The sequence below is a fragment of the Candidatus Vicinibacter proximus genome (assembly GCA_016713905.1).
In the GTDB taxonomy this organism is placed as follows: Bacteria; Bacteroidota; Bacteroidia; order Chitinophagales; family Saprospiraceae; genus Vicinibacter; species Vicinibacter proximus.
Map to the genome: position 1 here is coordinate 1,707,996 of JADJOE010000003.1, position 15,219 is coordinate 1,723,214.

Below are 15,219 nucleotides of genomic sequence, written 5' to 3' on the forward strand. Positions count from 1 at the left end.
AAATAACCTGCCGATAACAATGTAGTTACGATCATACCGCCTAAAAACTTAGTTTTCACTTTAGGCCTCTAATGAAAAAACTATTTGCTACTTTTGGCATCCGGACTTGGGGCGGCACGTCGTAAGTACTTGAACGTTATAGGTCATCATATTAAATCAGATTAAAAGTGAGAATTGTAATTTTATTTATTCTACTTGTTTCGAATTGTACTATTCGGAAAGAAATTACATATGAAGAAGGACTACGAACTTGTCGAAGTAATTTTGATCGAGCAAAGAAACTTGGATCAAATACCTATATAGCGATCGGACCTGATTGTTTGATTGGGGCTAAAATACCTGATTTTAAAGCGAAACTTATTGATGGAAGCTCATATTCAAATGAAGACTTAAAAGGAAAAATTAGCGTTATAAATTTTTGGTTCATAGATTGTCCACCTTGTGTCGCTGAAATTTCTGGCCTAAATTATTTGGTCGAAAGATTTGGAATTCAATATGTAAATTACGTTGCTATTGGAAGGGATAAAAGAAGTGATATAAATGCGTTTTTAGAAAATCATGTTTGGAATTATAGCCATATTTCTGGTGAAACTAATATTATTGATAATATTTTTAAACTGTATTGGGGTTATCCAACAACTTTTATTTTGAATAAACAAACAGAAATAATTTATGCTACTTCTGGTGGCAAATCAGATTCAACAGCAAGCCAAGAATTACTGCATAAACTTATTCCAATAATAAAAATTGCAGTTGAAAATGACGACCACTAACATTGTACTTGCGATCAAGCCACCAAGAATATTATTGTGTTCCACTATCAGCAAACAATGAATCAAATTTCCTACTTTTGGCTTCCGGACAAGTGGCGGCAAGTCGCAAGTATTCGACCGTTACGTGATATTAAACATATGATTAGATTCAAATTATTATTCCTGCTTATAAGTTTACATTGTAGTTGTATTAAACATAAGAAATTCTATGATGAAATACACCTTTCAACTCACACTGATAGCTCCTATATTCAATTATTTGTTTTAAGAGATTCAATAATAATTTTGCAATTAGAACGTGGCGAATGCGATGGATATGGGGCGTGCAAGTATGGACCCAAATTTTATGCTCAGGCTTCAAAAATCAATAATACCTTTGATATTATTGATGAAGAAGTTCAAAGATTACTATCTGATACATTTCATCTGGAAGAAATACTGATAACACACTTTACAACATCCAGTATAAAATTTTTATTTCAAGATAGTCTAATTAAAAATTTCAGATTTTATGGCTCAGAAAAAAACTCTAGAGATATTGTAGAAGTTAAAAATAAATTACTCAATATAATAAGTCAAACAAATAGGAGCAATATTAATACTACAGAAAGACTTATCGATATTTCTGACTTAACGGATATTGATTCCATTCGCATAAACAAATTGAAACCTGTTGAAATTGATGGTTATAATGGCAAGTATATAAACTATATTAATGATTATGAATTAAAAATGATTTCACGAAAAGAGCAGATTGATTCGTTTATAAACACCATTCAAATGCAAAAAATAATAGATAGAACAACAAGAAAGGGGTTTGACAAGTTGATTCCTAAATATGAGATTAATTTCTATAGAAATAGACTTATTTGTTTTCAATTAGAAACTGATTTAGTAATAATGCCCTATTCATGGCTTCAAGTACTTAAAGTTGATAGCTTATTAAAAAGTCATTTCAATTAACATCATATAACAATTTACTTAAGAACATGTCGCTATTGTACAGATATTTTCACATTTGGCATTATCATGAAAAAACTATTCCTTACTTTTGGCTTAAGGACAAGCAGCGACAAGTCGTAAGTACTTGACCGTTATGCAAAACCCGAGAGTGACATTGGAACTTCAAATAGTGTAGCTTTGAACGAGCATTTAAAACAAAAATAAATTAAAGTCACACTTTAAATAATTAACAAAATGAAAAAACAACTACTAAAAAAGCTTTACGCTTTCATCGTTACAGCAATGATATTTTCAGCAAGTGCCCATGCACAGATCGTATATACGGATGTCATTCCGGATTCAACAATGAACTGTATAGTTAACCTCACTCCTTGCTCTGAAAACTATAATCTTGATTTGAATAATGACTCGAATACTGATTTCATTTTAACAGCCTTTTATCATTATTCTGCTAAAAAGGGTATTGAAACTTACAGCAATGTAACTGCCAGTCCATTAAATGGCAATACTGTAAAAGATACTTTGGTCAATTCCACTTATGTATCAATTCCTTTACAATTTAATACCGTAATTGACAGTAACCTGTTATTACAACAGTCCTGGCAAACAACGGGATCACAAAGTTTGAAAAATGTTGTGGATGGTAAAGGCGGTGGGGGTGATACAATTTGGGGGCTATGGGATAATTTATCAGATCATTATTTAGGATTACGATTATTACAATCAGGACAAACTTACTATGGTTGGGTGAGATTACGTATTGATGTAACACAGTCATATGCCTCTGTTATTATAAGGGATTATGCATACAACTCCATTCCTGACCAACCCATCCTTGCCGGACAAACAATTACCACAAGAATAACGAAAAATTCGTTTGCATCCTCCATAAATCTTTTTCCTAATCCTGCCACCAACCATCTCACCATCGATTTAGGTAGCAACCACAAAAGGGTACAAGTAACAATCGCTGATCTTACTGGAAAAGTCATGTACACTACCATGGCAAAAAATACACAAAAGGTAGAAATGAACACAAACGATTTTGCAGAGGGAAATTATATTGTGCAAATTCAAGCAGCAGAATTTATTGGAATGAAAAAACTTATCATTAATAAATAGATTCCGTGTGATGGAACGTCACATTATCTTTCTAACCATCGGGTATTTGCATAATACGCGTTTGGCAAAATTGGCGGTTCATTGGTTCGTATTCAGCTATGTGGTTGGTCAAACATTCGTTCTGCGTATGACCATTTCTTGTAAAAATCGTCAACTTCTTGTAGCTGCAAAAAGACGTAAGCGCCTTCCCAATAACAACACACTACACAATATGAAGAAGTTAATAATATTTGACATGGACGGAGTTCTGTTGGACAGCGAAAAACTCTATATGGAAATGAATCAGGTTTTCTTTAAGAAATTGGGGGCAGACATTAGCATTGCTGAGCATCAAACATTTGTTGGAATTTCTGCAACTAAAATGTGGACATACATAAAAGACAAATTCAATTTATCCTATAGTGTTTACGAATTAAAAGAACTTGAAAAAGAGTTAAAGCATACAACACTTAAAGAGACAAATCTTGTCCCGACATTTGGCGTAATTGATTTTCTTGAATTTTTAAAACAGAAAGGTTACATATTAACAATCGCATCTTCGGGACTCAAAAAAAACATTGACCTTATTTTGCAAAAGCTTGACATTGAAAAATATTTTGACTTTGTTGTGAGTGGAGAACAAGTTGTAAAAGGGAAACCCGAGCCTGACATTTTTTTAAAAGTTGCAGACCATTACGACAGACTACCTAACGACTGCATTGTTATTGAAGACAGCACTAACGGGGTGTTAGCAGCTAAGGCAGCAAATATGTTTTGTATTGGCTATTACAATCCAAATTCGGGTAACCAAGACCTTACAAAAGCTGACATTGTTATTGACAGCTTTAAAGACCAAAAACTATTTGACATCATTGAAAACTAAACAATCTCATAAACAAGGCCAGCCCTTTACATAAGTTTTGTGTATTGTTGGGTTGACGAACAATTACTTATCATTAGTTTTTCAAATGGGTTTTTGGTTATAGGCTTGGCTGAGGCTCCCTGATTCCCACCACAACATAAAGCCATAAAACGATAGGTACAACCCTACTACAAAACCATCTGACAAAACAAGAACAGAATTGTTTCTGTTTGACCTTCGACTTGAAAAATTTAAGACAAATTAGGCTTGGCTCAATATGTCTGTCATTTGTCTCAATTATTTGATTTCAACATCATAAATTTGCACCATAATAATTTGATATTAATGGCTATAAAATTCCTATTCTTGATACTTCCCGAAATTCAGTTGCTTGACTTAACAGGAGCCGAACAAGTAATTTACGAAGCAATTGGCGATGGAGCAGATTTTGAAATTAAATACTGTTCTATTCATAACTCAATAAAAACGAGTACAGGACTAACTATTGACAAACTGCCCTACTTTGAAACAATCAATCTGAATGAAGGTGATTATATTTTCATTCCTGGACCTGAAACCAAATACTTATTATCCAATGAGTTCAAGAAGCAGAAAAACCTTTTTAAATGGCTACACAATGCATCTATTAATAAAATTAACATTTGTAGCATTTGTACAGGGGCTTATGTATTGGCTTATTCTGGCATTCTAGACAACAAAACATGCACCACTCATTGGCAAAAGACGAATGAAATGCAAAAAATATTTCCTTACATCAAAGTTCAGGAAAATGTCTTGTTCACAAACCAAGACAATATATACACAAGTGCTGGAATCCTTGCAGGCATTGACATGACACTTTTCATTTTGGAAGAACTAAAAGGAAACTACTTCGCTCATAAAATCGCAAGAGAATTAGTAATGTATAACAGACGAAGCGGTAGCCAACCACAACAAAGCGATTATTTGAATTACCGAAATCACATTCATTCAGGCATACATAAAGTGCAGGATTGGCTTCACGAAAATTTACAAAGGCGGATTACGTTAATTGAACTTGCTGAAATCGCAGGAATGAGCAACAGGAATTTCACAAGAATTTTCAAAAAAGAAACAGGTATCACAGTTAACAATTACATTACAGTATTACGCAAAGAAAGAATAAAAGAATTGCTCAAAAACCCCGACATCTCGAGAATTGAGATTGCGAAACAATGCGGACTAAAAAGCGACCGTCAGGTAAACCGAATTCTATACAATAACTAAAATCATAAATATAATGAACAACCAAATCAATCACTACAAACAAAAATTAGAATATGAAATGGATAGCTCTGATTTATTTGATGCAATCAATGCTGGTGAATTTCTAATCGTTATTGATGCCCGAAAACCATTTGCATTTAATGAAGAACATATTCCGCTTGCAACTAATTTTCCTCACCGTGAAATGACGGAAGAATTTACAAAGAACCTTGACCGAAATATTCTTTATGTTACTTATTGCGATGGCATCGGTTGCAACGCTTCAACCAAAGGAGCACTGAAGATGGCTGAGCTTGGCTTCAAAGTAAAAGAACTTATAGGAGGCCTTGACTGGTGGAAACGAGATGGCTATGCTACCCAGGGAACTAAAGCAAAAGAAGGTTTAAAATTAAACTGTGCCTGCTAAAAATATGAATATAACCGTAAGAAAAGCCACTCAAGAAGATGCAGCAATTGTTGCATTGATAGCGAGAATTACATTCCGTGAAGCATTCAGACACATCTGGACTAACGATACCGTTCTGAAAAATTATTTATCTTCTACCTTCTCAGTTTCCAAAATTCAAAACAGTATTCAAAAAGAGAACAATGTATTTTGGGTTGCATTTGCAGACGATTTACCTGTTGCCTATGCAAAACTGAAAAAATATTGTCCCTATGAAAACCTTTCAGACTCAAAGCCAGCCCAATTGCAAAAAATTTATGTCCTGAATGACTTCATTGGTAACACCATTGGTGAGAAACTTCAAAAAGAATTATTTGCAGAAGTAGAAAAGCATAAAATAAAAACTTTATGGTTAGCTGTTTGGGTCGGAAACGATAAAGCAATTCGTTTTTATGAAAAGCATGGCTTTCATAAAGAAACCAAATATCACTATGACTTTGAATCTATGAGTTTTGATTACGAAGTAATGGTAAAGAAATTTTGACAATGAAAATAACTGGGCTGTTAGCACCTTTTCTAATAGCACTCATCGCTGCCATTGGTAATGCTCTGGTAACTCTTGGACAAAAGAAAGCAGGTGCATTTCAGAATCCGATTGCATTCGGTTCGTTCTCACTACTAATTGCGGCAATCATACTTTTTAGCATTTCATTTCTCTACCCCACTAAAGGATTACTACATTATTTTACAATAAATTTCAAATGGCTTATCATTTCTGGAATTGGATTAGTAATGCTAAATATCTTTTTATATTTACTTTATCGTAATCACGGAGCATCATATTATACACTCTATGCCATCCTTGCAATTATTACAACATCAATTTTATTAAGTGTTTTTGTATTTGGTGAAAAAATGAACGTGTACTACTATATCTCTTTTGTCTTTGCAACCTTAACCATCCTAATGTTTATGAAAGGCAAAATGATTAATCTTTAAACCATAAGCACCTAATAGGAAGAGACATATATTTAGTTGATACTTACACTTTAAATCAAAAAGAAGACAAGTTGAACGATGAGAGGAGGCACCTAAAATATAGCCGTATTGACTAAAGAGCAGTTTAATAGGCTTATACTGATCAAGATCAATTGGAGGTGAACTTATTCAACATAGTAGACAGAAGGTATAGATTATGCCGATAAAATATAAACTTTTTCATAAAATGCTTCCAATGGTGACTTCCCATTCAATGCGCTATGGGTTCTGATGGTGTTATACCACCCTTCAATATATCTAAATATTATTGATAATGCAGATTCTTGGTCTCTAAATTTATAGTTGTCTATGCATTCGCATTTGATTGTTTTAAAAAATGATTCTGCAACTGCATTATCCCAGCAATTTCCTTTCCTGTACATACTCTGTGTGCAGTTATATTCCTTTAGCAACTTAGAAAATTCTGCGCTGGCATATTGTACTCCACTATCTGAATGAAACATAATTTGATTTTGCAATTGTAAGCCACGTTTTCTGGCAGCTTTGCTAAAAGCAGCAATAGTTGTATCATGGGCTGTCATGTTGTCGCTCAGATTCCATCCTACCATCATCCGGTCTGCTAAATTCATTACAATCCTTAAAATACATCCAAATCTGGCTTACCCGTATGTATGTTATATCACTAACCCAAACCTTATTTATTTGATCCACTTCAAAGTTTCTATCTAGTAGATTTTCTGGCACAGGATATTTATGTTTAGAATCTGTAGTAATAACATGTTTTTTCTTCCTTCTGGCTTGAATTTTAATAGTTTTCAAAATTCTAACTATTGAACTTTTAGATATTTGGAATTCTTTCTTATTTAAGCTTTTGAGTAAATCTAGGGCTCCAATATGTCCCTCGACTTTTCTTAAATTCAGCATGAATTATTTCTTTTAGTTTATATTTAATTTCCTCTTTTTCAGGAATATAAGAGAGCTATTTATAATATCCACTTTTACTTACACCAAGAATCTAGGACATCATCTCAACAGAATAAATATTTGAGAACTTTTCTATGAAAGTAAATTTATCTTGTTTGGTGACGAGAAGATGCCTATGGATTATTTTAAGATTTCATTCTCTATTTCAAGCTTACTCACTTTATTCCTTAAGGCAGTCAGTTCTTTTTCCTGGTCAGTACCTAAATACTTCCCATGACCAGGGAAGGCATTTTCTGAGTATTGACCATACTGCCTACGCCAATTGTATAAAACATTCCGTGACAATGCGAAACGTTCAGCTACTTCAATAACAGATTGATTGTCTTCTAATGACATTATGACAATCTCGAGCTTTTGCTCCTTGGTGAATTTTCTTCTCAATTTTGACATCTAGTAAGATTTAATAGGTGAAATTATTAATTTTCTATCTTATCTTTCTGTCCACTTTTATGAGCAAGTTTAAATTTTTATCATGAATAAAATGAAATTTTATATTGTTGGAGTATTGACATTTTGGACATCATTACTATCTGGACAAGAAAATGTTTCAGCGGTGCTTGAAAAATATACTAAGGAAATTGGTGGACAAAGTAATATTTTAGGAGTACAAAACATTTATTCTCTTGCTAATTGCACAGGTCCAAACGGAGAATATCAGACTGAGATACATTCTGCTTCTGAATCAAAGACAATTTTTAGACAAATAAGGAAAAATAAACCTGATTATGTTGGTATAGTAAACGTCGATACTTATTGGACAATTGGTAAAGAGGTAGAAATTTCTAACAAATCTTTGGCTTTTGCCTGGAGGTCGCACGAACTTCCATGGATTGCAACTCATCTTACTGAAAGATTCAAGGATTTGAAATTCAATGGTTATGAATACTTCGCAGGTAAACAAGCTGTAAAATTATCCGGTATAGATGAATTGAACAAAACCGCTCAATTATATTTTGATAAAAACACAAATCTTTTGCTTGGCATAATAATTTTCAGTCCTATTAGTGAAAAACCTGAAACCATTAGAATGGAAATTAAAGAATGGAAAAAAGTAGGAAACTTACAACTTCCATCCAGTGTCTCATTCCTTGACCAACAGGGTATTTTTGAATTAAATTTTCATACCTTAAAGATTAATCAAATTAACCTTGCCGCATTTGATATTCCAATGAAAATCACTGCCATAAAAAAAATCATGGAATTGCACGAATTGCAAAGAAAAGCACATTTCAGTCATGATGCTAAGCTATTGGTATCCATGATGTCAGATGAATTTATGGAAATTAGCAATGGCAAAATCAGTTCACCCAAAAAAGATGAGCTCATTAAAAGGTTTCAAGGATATTTTGACACAGTAAGATTTATAGAATGGGATGATTTGCAACAACCAATTATTAAGGTTTCAATGGACGGAACCATGGCATATATGCATGTAAATAAAAGAGTAAGAATAAAAACTATTGAGGAAAACGATGAATTAACCACATTTGCCTGGACATCAACTTTTCAGAATATTAATGGTAACTGGAAAATGACAAGTATTTCTTCAACAGTTGTCAGATAATTTCTTAAAATTATTGCAAGAAGCCTGCATTAGAAAATTTAATAAAGCCAAAATCATTAAAATCATGTTAAAATGACTATAGTTAAAGCTTAATACCAAAGGGCATTTCAATCCTATTTCCTACCTAAGTTATAAAAATTCCTCATAAACTTAACATGGAAATTAGAACAAATTATTAACTTTGAATTCAAAAATATGTCAACCTCCAAAGTAACATCTTCTTCAACTTTCAGAATGGAAATTTCTGAGTTATTGAACATCAAAGCACCGGCTGTTAGAAAAATTGGCATAATGACTCATGCTTCAAGATTCTTACTATGGCGCACAATTGTTAATTCATTGGAGGCATATATAAAAAAGTACAAAAAATTAAAACATGATCGAAAACCATCCCTCATAGTAACGATAATTCACTTTGCCTCACAGATTATTCTTATGTTATTGCTCTGGGGAAAGGTAGATTTAGACCAGACTTCTCACGTATATGGATATTATCCATAATTATTAAATTATATAGAAAAACCTACTCTTCTTTAACAAATGAATTTAAAAAATTACTTCTAATCATACTTTGGTTCAATACCAGCCTTCAAATCTAATTTAAAGGATTTTATAATTATCCTTTAGCCTAAACAAATTAAAGATAAAATTTAAAACAAATAAATATGTCAAAGGAAGGAACAAAAGAAAATCCGTGGAAATTACAAACTCCACCACTGACTTCAGACTACGAAATGTATCGAGATGTAAAAGACGGAAAAGATGTTATTATGTGTATCGTTGGCAAGACAACGCTAATGTATGATGCAAAATGCTTGTCAGAATTGCATACCATGCTTAAACACCATGGAGATTGGATGGAATTAGGTAGTGCAGACGAACAAAAACCTGCAAAGGAAGGAACTGTTGAAGCCTGGGGTAGATCAGAAAATAATCCAAATGGTGGTTGGTATGGACTAAAAAAAGGACTCCGTGGAAGATTTGGCATGTACATCCCACCATTAATGGAAAAACTTGGGCTTGCAGAAGTTACACACGATCCTAAAGGGAATAAGATGAGAGCAAAATGACAATATAATATTTATCCCTAAATTAGAAATAGACAAATTGATCTTCATCATATCTTAGCTATGTTGAAGTGCTTTTCCAATTTTCAGACTACTCAAGCTGTTCAACTTGGCAGTTGGTAAAAACGCCAGGTCAAATTCTCAGCGTTATTCGCAAATGTTAAAATCTATTGTATGAAATTGAAACTATCGATTTTACTACTTATCACCATCCCATCCACAGTCTTCTGCCAAGTAAAAATTGGCGACAAAATAGACTTAAGATCAATTAACCTCAATGCACTAAATAATGCTCAGCTAGACAATAACAAAATTATTATTTTGGACTTTTGGGCAACTTGGTGTGCACCTTGTATTGCTTCATTTCCACATTTAGACAGTATTCAAACTGCTCTTCGGAATAAAATACAAATTGTGGCAGTTAGTGACGAATCCAAAACAAGGGTTTCCAATTTTTTATCAAAAAGAAACCATCTTATTTCATTTTTCACTGATGAAAACAAAACACTTTTTAAACTATTTGCAGTTGAAGCAAGACCCTTAACTGCTGTGATTAATCCAGAAGACACTCTTGTATGGGTAGGAAATTCCATCCATTTAGAGGAAGTATTACATCGTATAAATTCAAATGAACAGGTCCTTACCCCAACCCAATCATCATTAAGAAAATATTATTTGGACATACCTAAAAATGAAGACGCAATCTATACTTATCAAATTTCTATTAGTGACAAAAACGAAGAATTTGAAGCTAAAACTCAAAAGGGAGTTTACCTGGATAGTGCAATCAATATTTACTATAGAGGGGCAACCGTTGTAGATATTATTCAAGATTTAATTAACGTATCTGACCTACAGATGGTAAATAATAAATTTGAATTAGATACCATTTTCATAAATTTAATATCAAAGAGTTCTTCAAATAAAATTAATTACAAATTCGAAAAAGAAAGAATAATAGATGACTTACAAAGAGTATTCAATTTTAAAATAAAAAAAGAAAATAAAGATGTAGAAACGTATTCGATAGTAATAGTGGATGACAAAAAATTAAAATTAAATACAGAAGAAATTGAAGGTGGCGGAATGGCAGAATCTAAAGAAAATAAGTTTATAATAACCAGGTTGTCTTTAGCTGAGTTAGCTTCCTTTTTTGAAAGGAAGTTGCGGACATTTGTTCAATACAAAGGGAGTGATGTTTTTAAATACAATTTAGAACTGGAGAAGTTTACGAATATTGAAGAATTAAACAAACAATTAGAGTCTAAGTTTGGACTACGATTAGAACCTTACTTTTCTTCGGTTCTCTTTATTGAAATTAACTAAAGACGAAACAAATTTTGCAGAAACCACATAGATCTGCTCAAATGCAGTACTATTTTGATATAGAGATCCGTTCAAACCATGATCAAATATAGAAATGCGTTTTGGCTCATAAGTTTTGAACCTGGTCTTATTCTTTTCATATTACCCTTCATCCAGGGAAGGTAAATAAAATTCACGTTTTGAAAATCTTGGTTATTCTGGCTTTAGAACCAGCCGTGGAAGCTTACTCAAGAGCTTAAAATGAAATAAACCACATCCATCAGTTACACTCTGATAATTAATTATGAAAAATGGAATCACTCCAAAGTCAAACCATTCCAATTTTTTATTATCTTTACCTCTGTACCCGGATCAATAACCTTTAAAATAATTATAAAATATAATTCTAAAACCATATTGTTAATTTCAAATAATAAAACCTATGTCCGAAAAAATTTACATAGAAGAAAATGGCGAATACTTGAAAAATAATCCAACTTGGCATGTTGAGGATTCGCCCTGGAAAGCAAAACAAATTATTAAAATGCTAAACCGAAACCCTATAAATCCCAAAACAATTGCAGAAATAGGTTGCGGCGCTGGTGAAATACTAAATCAGTTACATTTATCAATGCCAAATTATGTAAGTTATACAGGATATGATATTTCGAGTGATGCAATAAGTCTTGCCAAAACAAGAGAAAAGGAAAGATTAGAATTTAAGAATGAAAATTTATTAGAGATAAATGCATGCTTCGATTTATTATTGATGATTGATGTATTTGAACATGTTGATGATTATTTAGGGTTTCTGAAATTGTCCAAAAACAAAGCAAAAAATACAATATTTCATATTCCCTTAGATATTTCTGCTCAAGGGATCTTGAGAAATAATCTAATGTCTGCAAGATATTCGGTAGGTCATTTGCATTACTTTATGAAAGAAACAGCTATTGCAACATTAGTTGATTCAGGTTATGACATTGTAGATTACTTTTATACTGCAGGTTCTTTGGAATTACCAAGAAAGACACTAAAATCAAAAATTGCAACTTTACCAAGAAAATTACTTTTTAAATCAAATGAAGATCTTGCCGTGAAATTATTAGGAGGATTTTCACTATTAGTTCTGACAAATAATTTAAACTCATAAACGATTAAGCGAAAGAATCAAATTATTCTAACTGAGTGCATCTCTCACATTATTCTGCTTCACCAAATCGAAGGCAAAATACTTTAAGCACCTGCCAAGTATACTCCCTTCCCAGTTTAGTCATGCAGAGTTTCATTAAGTTATGGTGATTCACTCAAACGGAATTCGAGCACTGAAAAATACCCTAATTATTTCTGGCACTTTCATGTGATTCTGGTGATTAAGCCTATAAATATAATCCTAAATAAAAGCAGACTTACATATCTTGTCAAACTTACTAGGGACATGTTATTCAATTAAGGAAATGTCAAGCTGAATTTGCAATTAATTGAACAATATAAACTGTCTTTAAGCAAATTTTTATAACCTTCTATTTTATATAAAACCAACCCATAACAGCATCTGTATCTTGATCAAAGACTTTTCTCTTTTCTGTAATTGTCTGCTCTATTTACGGTAATGATTTGCTTTCCATAAAATTTGGTTGCAGAACAATTCAATTATTTACTGAAGGTGAATGGTGACGTAGGCATTTTTATGAGTTAGATTTTAGGTATATAATCTTAAAAATCGATTAATAAATTCGGATGAAACATAATTATTAATCTTTGATAGTATCAACTGATACTATCAGTGCTTCAAAAAATGAAATCATCTTATAAAATAACTGGACAGATATTAAAGATTGTTGCCTTAATTTCAGAGAAAATTGGCTAGCTGAACAATGCAGTTACCGCTTATCATTATATTGATCATTTAATTCCTTATGATTTAATACATTCTGTGAAGCACAAGGAATTCTAATGAATGGACTCATTGATTCTACTGGCAGACTTAGAAATAAATCAATAAGGATAGTTAAAGGCTCTGAAGTTGCGCAAGTTGCCCTACCAAGAGCAATGCTGAAGTTGTTAATGAATGATTGGTTTGATTATTTGAAAAATGATGATGATTTGGTTTTAATCAAGAGTTGTGTGTTTCTCTATGAAATGGAGTACATTCACCCATTTATGGATGGAAACAGTAGAATGGGGAGATTATGGCTAACACTAATTTTAAAAGAAACTTATCCAGTTTTTGAATATTTACCAATTGAAATACTAATAAAAGAACGACAACAACAATATTATGATTCATTGGGAAATTCAGATAGTTCGGGAGAATCCACTGTCTTCATTGAATTTATGCTTGAGATTATTATTGAATCGCTGCCAGACCTATTAAGCAATCAAAACCTTAAGCATTCAAATATAGAACGGATGAAGTTATTAAAATCAATTGTCAAAATCAGCAATTTTTCCCGGAAAGAATACTTGAACCATATATTGCATTAGAATTTCTGCTCCAAGTCAAAGAATTTCAGCTTTCGCTCCTGCCTGCTTGACGCAGTCAGACATGGTTACACCGGTGGTCGGAAAAGTCATTCACTTAATGAACTGTCGTTCATTACTTTGATGGTAATTAAAGATCGTTCAGTCATGGGAGTGCTTGTCTTTATTGGTCTTTTGCCTTTCATTTCGAAACCCTAATGCAATATATGGGTTGAAGAATTTTAGGGAAATTTCCCCAGCAACAGCCAGTCGAGATTTATAATTTGCCATGGGAAATGGATTAAGTAAAAAAAGGGAGAAAAATTCAACCATATGTCAATTAAAATAAAAACAATCTCACATTCGTTTTATAGCCAATGTCTGTGGACGTGAAAATTTCTAAAGTTCATTCTTGCATAAATCCATATTATGAAAATTAAATTTTACCTACTCACATTTCTTCTTCTCTTTGCCAGAGGTTGCGACTTTTATTCGACAAGTCTTTGGTTTTTTGACAACCCGTCAGGTGAACAAAATCCCTTATATAAGTTTTTTGGCGTTGGCTGGACTGGTTTAATTATTGCCAATTTGATTATTGTTGGACTGATTATTTATGCATTTTACTACTATTCATTTAAGTATAATGCGACAAAAATTAGATCCACTTCGAATAATCTGATTGACTATGTTTCGGAGATATATTTTAATGAAAAAGGACGATTTCTTGAAATCTTCTACAAAACCCCAAAAAACAAAAAAACGCTTCTTGCTCATTCAGGGTATGTGTTAGTAAGAGTATTAATTTTCGTGAGTTTTTTAGCGACAATTCATAATTTAGGTCAGTTCTATAATATCTCTTTATATAATTCATTTAGAGAATTAGTGGGCAGACCATTGTATGTAATTTATGGACTTATGTTCATTTCAATTTTTTACTTTTCGTTTAGGCTTTGGCACAAAGAGTATAAGATGGTAAATATTATTTATGAAACGGACCAGTGATAAATGCTGTATAATTTCATATTAGCTTGTCTTGAAATAGCTGGTCATTATTTTAATTTCTGGATATAAGTTTGTGGGTTTAACCCATATTATGCATTAGAAATTCTATTTCAAGTCAAAATACCTTCTAGTATCTTTTATTTAGTTTCCATGCCCGCCTACAAGCTGGATGCTGTTAGGTAGACCTACCAGCTAAATGCAGTCAAGTTGACCTGCTGTTAATCGTGTCACTAAAACCTGCTTGTTTGATGCTGCTGGTAGAATTTATTCGCTTAATGAAGTGCAGTTCATTACCTATATGGTAATCAAAGGTCGTATCTGAATGGGAGCTCTCTTCTCTATTTGTATTGAATCTTTCATCACGAACCATAATACTTAAAATGAGATTGTTGCATGCTTACTTACTCTCTACTAATTTAAAATTAATCAGCGCAATTTAGAATACATCAAAAAGTGACCAGCAAATAAGTTTGAGTTTAATTCTT

Annotated in this window: 18 protein-coding genes; 15 read left to right on the forward strand and 3 right to left on the reverse strand. The window is 32.5% G+C overall.

The genetic code is table 11. From position 1 onward, the window contains the following. Nucleotides 1-167 precede the first annotated feature (167 nt). The 8 genes from IPJ83_15380 to IPJ83_15415 all read left to right on the forward strand — a co-directional run bounded on the left by IPJ83_15380 (nt 168) and on the right by IPJ83_15415 (nt 6,349). On the forward strand, nt 168-773 hold the full coding sequence (locus tag IPJ83_15380) for a TlpA family protein disulfide reductase (protein MBK7881919.1): 606 nt from the start codon (nt 168-170) through the stop codon (nt 771-773). A 285-nt stretch (nt 774-1,058) separates the two neighbouring features. Next, complete coding sequence (locus IPJ83_15385) at nt 1,059-1,736, forward strand: hypothetical protein (GenBank protein ID MBK7881920.1); 678 nt, start codon at nt 1,059-1,061, stop codon at nt 1,734-1,736. Between the two features lie 234 nt (nt 1,737-1,970). After that, nucleotides 1,971-2,858 carry a T9SS type A sorting domain-containing protein gene (locus tag IPJ83_15390; GenBank protein MBK7881921.1) on the forward strand — a complete coding sequence of 296 codons (888 nt, stop codon included), beginning with the start codon at nt 1,971-1,973 and terminating at the stop codon, nt 2,856-2,858. 10 nt (nt 2,859-2,868) lie between these two features. Continuing rightward, complete coding sequence (locus IPJ83_15395) at nt 2,869-3,720, forward strand: HAD-IA family hydrolase (GenBank protein MBK7881922.1); 852 nt, start codon at nt 2,869-2,871, stop codon at nt 3,718-3,720. A 345-nt stretch (nt 3,721-4,065) separates the two neighbouring features. Beyond that, nucleotides 4,066-4,965 carry an AraC family transcriptional regulator gene (locus IPJ83_15400; protein ID MBK7881923.1) on the forward strand — a complete coding sequence of 300 codons (900 nt, stop codon included), beginning with the start codon at nt 4,066-4,068 and terminating at the stop codon, nt 4,963-4,965. Nucleotides 4,966-4,978: 13 nt separating this feature from the next. After that, entirely contained in the window at nt 4,979-5,371 is a 393-nt protein-coding gene (locus IPJ83_15405; protein MBK7881924.1) for a rhodanese-like domain-containing protein, read from the forward strand. Between the two features lie 4 nt (nt 5,372-5,375). Beyond that, a complete protein-coding gene (locus tag IPJ83_15410) occupies nt 5,376-5,894 on the forward strand; it encodes a GNAT family N-acetyltransferase (protein ID MBK7881925.1) in 519 nt (172 codons plus the stop codon). Between the two features lie 2 nt (nt 5,895-5,896). Next, nucleotides 5,897-6,349 carry an EamA family transporter gene (locus IPJ83_15415; GenBank protein MBK7881926.1) on the forward strand — a complete coding sequence of 151 codons (453 nt, stop codon included), beginning with the start codon at nt 5,897-5,899 and terminating at the stop codon, nt 6,347-6,349. Between the two features lie 194 nt (nt 6,350-6,543). Here IPJ83_15415 and IPJ83_15420 read toward each other — a convergent pair whose 3' ends face one another. The 3 genes from IPJ83_15420 to IPJ83_15430 all read right to left on the reverse strand — a co-directional run bounded on the left by IPJ83_15420 (nt 6,544) and on the right by IPJ83_15430 (nt 7,723). Continuing rightward, entirely contained in the window at nt 6,544-6,978 is a 435-nt protein-coding gene (locus IPJ83_15420; protein MBK7881927.1) for a DDE-type integrase/transposase/recombinase, read from the reverse strand. Further along, complete coding sequence (locus IPJ83_15425; protein ID MBK7881928.1) at nt 6,917-7,273, reverse strand: hypothetical protein; 357 nt, start codon at nt 7,271-7,273, stop codon at nt 6,917-6,919. Before IPJ83_15425 ends, IPJ83_15420 begins: the two co-directional genes overlap by 62 nt. Nucleotides 7,274-7,453: 180 nt before the next feature. Continuing rightward, nucleotides 7,454-7,723, reverse strand: coding sequence for a transposase (locus IPJ83_15430; protein ID MBK7881929.1), 270 nt, complete (start codon nt 7,721-7,723; stop codon nt 7,454-7,456). Nucleotides 7,724-7,805: 82 nt separating this feature from the next. Here IPJ83_15430 and IPJ83_15435 point away from each other — a divergent pair, with 82 nt between their 5' ends. The 7 genes from IPJ83_15435 to IPJ83_15465 all read left to right on the forward strand — a co-directional run bounded on the left by IPJ83_15435 (nt 7,806) and on the right by IPJ83_15465 (nt 14,734). Continuing rightward, nucleotides 7,806-8,897, forward strand: coding sequence for a nuclear transport factor 2 family protein (locus IPJ83_15435; protein ID MBK7881930.1), 1,092 nt, complete (start codon nt 7,806-7,808; stop codon nt 8,895-8,897). A gap of 195 nt (nt 8,898-9,092) precedes the next feature. Continuing rightward, on the forward strand, nt 9,093-9,398 hold the full coding sequence (locus IPJ83_15440) for a hypothetical protein (GenBank protein ID MBK7881931.1): 306 nt from the start codon (nt 9,093-9,095) through the stop codon (nt 9,396-9,398). A 164-nt stretch (nt 9,399-9,562) separates the two neighbouring features. After that, nucleotides 9,563-9,967, forward strand: coding sequence for a hypothetical protein (locus IPJ83_15445; protein ID MBK7881932.1), 405 nt, complete (start codon nt 9,563-9,565; stop codon nt 9,965-9,967). A 171-nt stretch (nt 9,968-10,138) separates the two neighbouring features. Beyond that, nucleotides 10,139-11,290, forward strand: coding sequence for a TlpA family protein disulfide reductase (locus IPJ83_15450; GenBank protein MBK7881933.1), 1,152 nt, complete (start codon nt 10,139-10,141; stop codon nt 11,288-11,290). Nucleotides 11,291-11,711: 421 nt separating this feature from the next. Next, nucleotides 11,712-12,422, forward strand: coding sequence for a class I SAM-dependent methyltransferase (locus IPJ83_15455; protein ID MBK7881934.1), 711 nt, complete (start codon nt 11,712-11,714; stop codon nt 12,420-12,422). 803 nt (nt 12,423-13,225) lie between these two features. Further along, nucleotides 13,226-13,756, forward strand: coding sequence for a Fic family protein (locus IPJ83_15460; protein ID MBK7881935.1), 531 nt, complete (start codon nt 13,226-13,228; stop codon nt 13,754-13,756). 405 nt (nt 13,757-14,161) lie between these two features. Then, entirely contained in the window at nt 14,162-14,734 is a 573-nt protein-coding gene (locus IPJ83_15465) for a hypothetical protein (GenBank protein MBK7881936.1), read from the forward strand. Nucleotides 14,735-15,219 lie beyond the last annotated feature (485 nt).

Coding starts and splice junctions, on each gene's coding strand:
- IPJ83_15420 (MBK7881927.1), bottom strand. CDS start 6,978: ATGAATTTAGCAGACCGGATGATGGTAGGATGGAATCTGAGCGACAAC.
- IPJ83_15415 (MBK7881926.1), top strand. CDS start 5,897: ATGAAAATAACTGGGCTGTTAGCACCTTTTCTAATAGCACTCATCGCT.
- IPJ83_15410 (MBK7881925.1), top strand. CDS start 5,376: ATGAATATAACCGTAAGAAAAGCCACTCAAGAAGATGCAGCAATTGTT.
- IPJ83_15445 (MBK7881932.1), top strand. CDS start 9,563: ATGTCAAAGGAAGGAACAAAAGAAAATCCGTGGAAATTACAAACTCCA.
- IPJ83_15440 (MBK7881931.1), top strand. CDS start 9,093: ATGTCAACCTCCAAAGTAACATCTTCTTCAACTTTCAGAATGGAAATT.
- IPJ83_15435 (MBK7881930.1), top strand. CDS start 7,806: ATGAATAAAATGAAATTTTATATTGTTGGAGTATTGACATTTTGGACA.
- IPJ83_15425 (MBK7881928.1), bottom strand. CDS start 7,273: ATGCTGAATTTAAGAAAAGTCGAGGGACATATTGGAGCCCTAGATTTA.
- IPJ83_15405 (MBK7881924.1), top strand. CDS start 4,979: ATGAACAACCAAATCAATCACTACAAACAAAAATTAGAATATGAAATG.
- IPJ83_15390 (MBK7881921.1), top strand. CDS start 1,971: ATGAAAAAACAACTACTAAAAAAGCTTTACGCTTTCATCGTTACAGCA.
- IPJ83_15450 (MBK7881933.1), top strand. CDS start 10,139: ATGAAATTGAAACTATCGATTTTACTACTTATCACCATCCCATCCACA.
- IPJ83_15430 (MBK7881929.1), bottom strand. CDS start 7,723: ATGTCAAAATTGAGAAGAAAATTCACCAAGGAGCAAAAGCTCGAGATT.
- IPJ83_15395 (MBK7881922.1), top strand. CDS start 2,869: ATGGAACGTCACATTATCTTTCTAACCATCGGGTATTTGCATAATACG.
- IPJ83_15460 (MBK7881935.1), top strand. CDS start 13,226: ATGAATGGACTCATTGATTCTACTGGCAGACTTAGAAATAAATCAATA.
- IPJ83_15465 (MBK7881936.1), top strand. CDS start 14,162: ATGAAAATTAAATTTTACCTACTCACATTTCTTCTTCTCTTTGCCAGA.
- IPJ83_15455 (MBK7881934.1), top strand. CDS start 11,712: ATGTCCGAAAAAATTTACATAGAAGAAAATGGCGAATACTTGAAAAAT.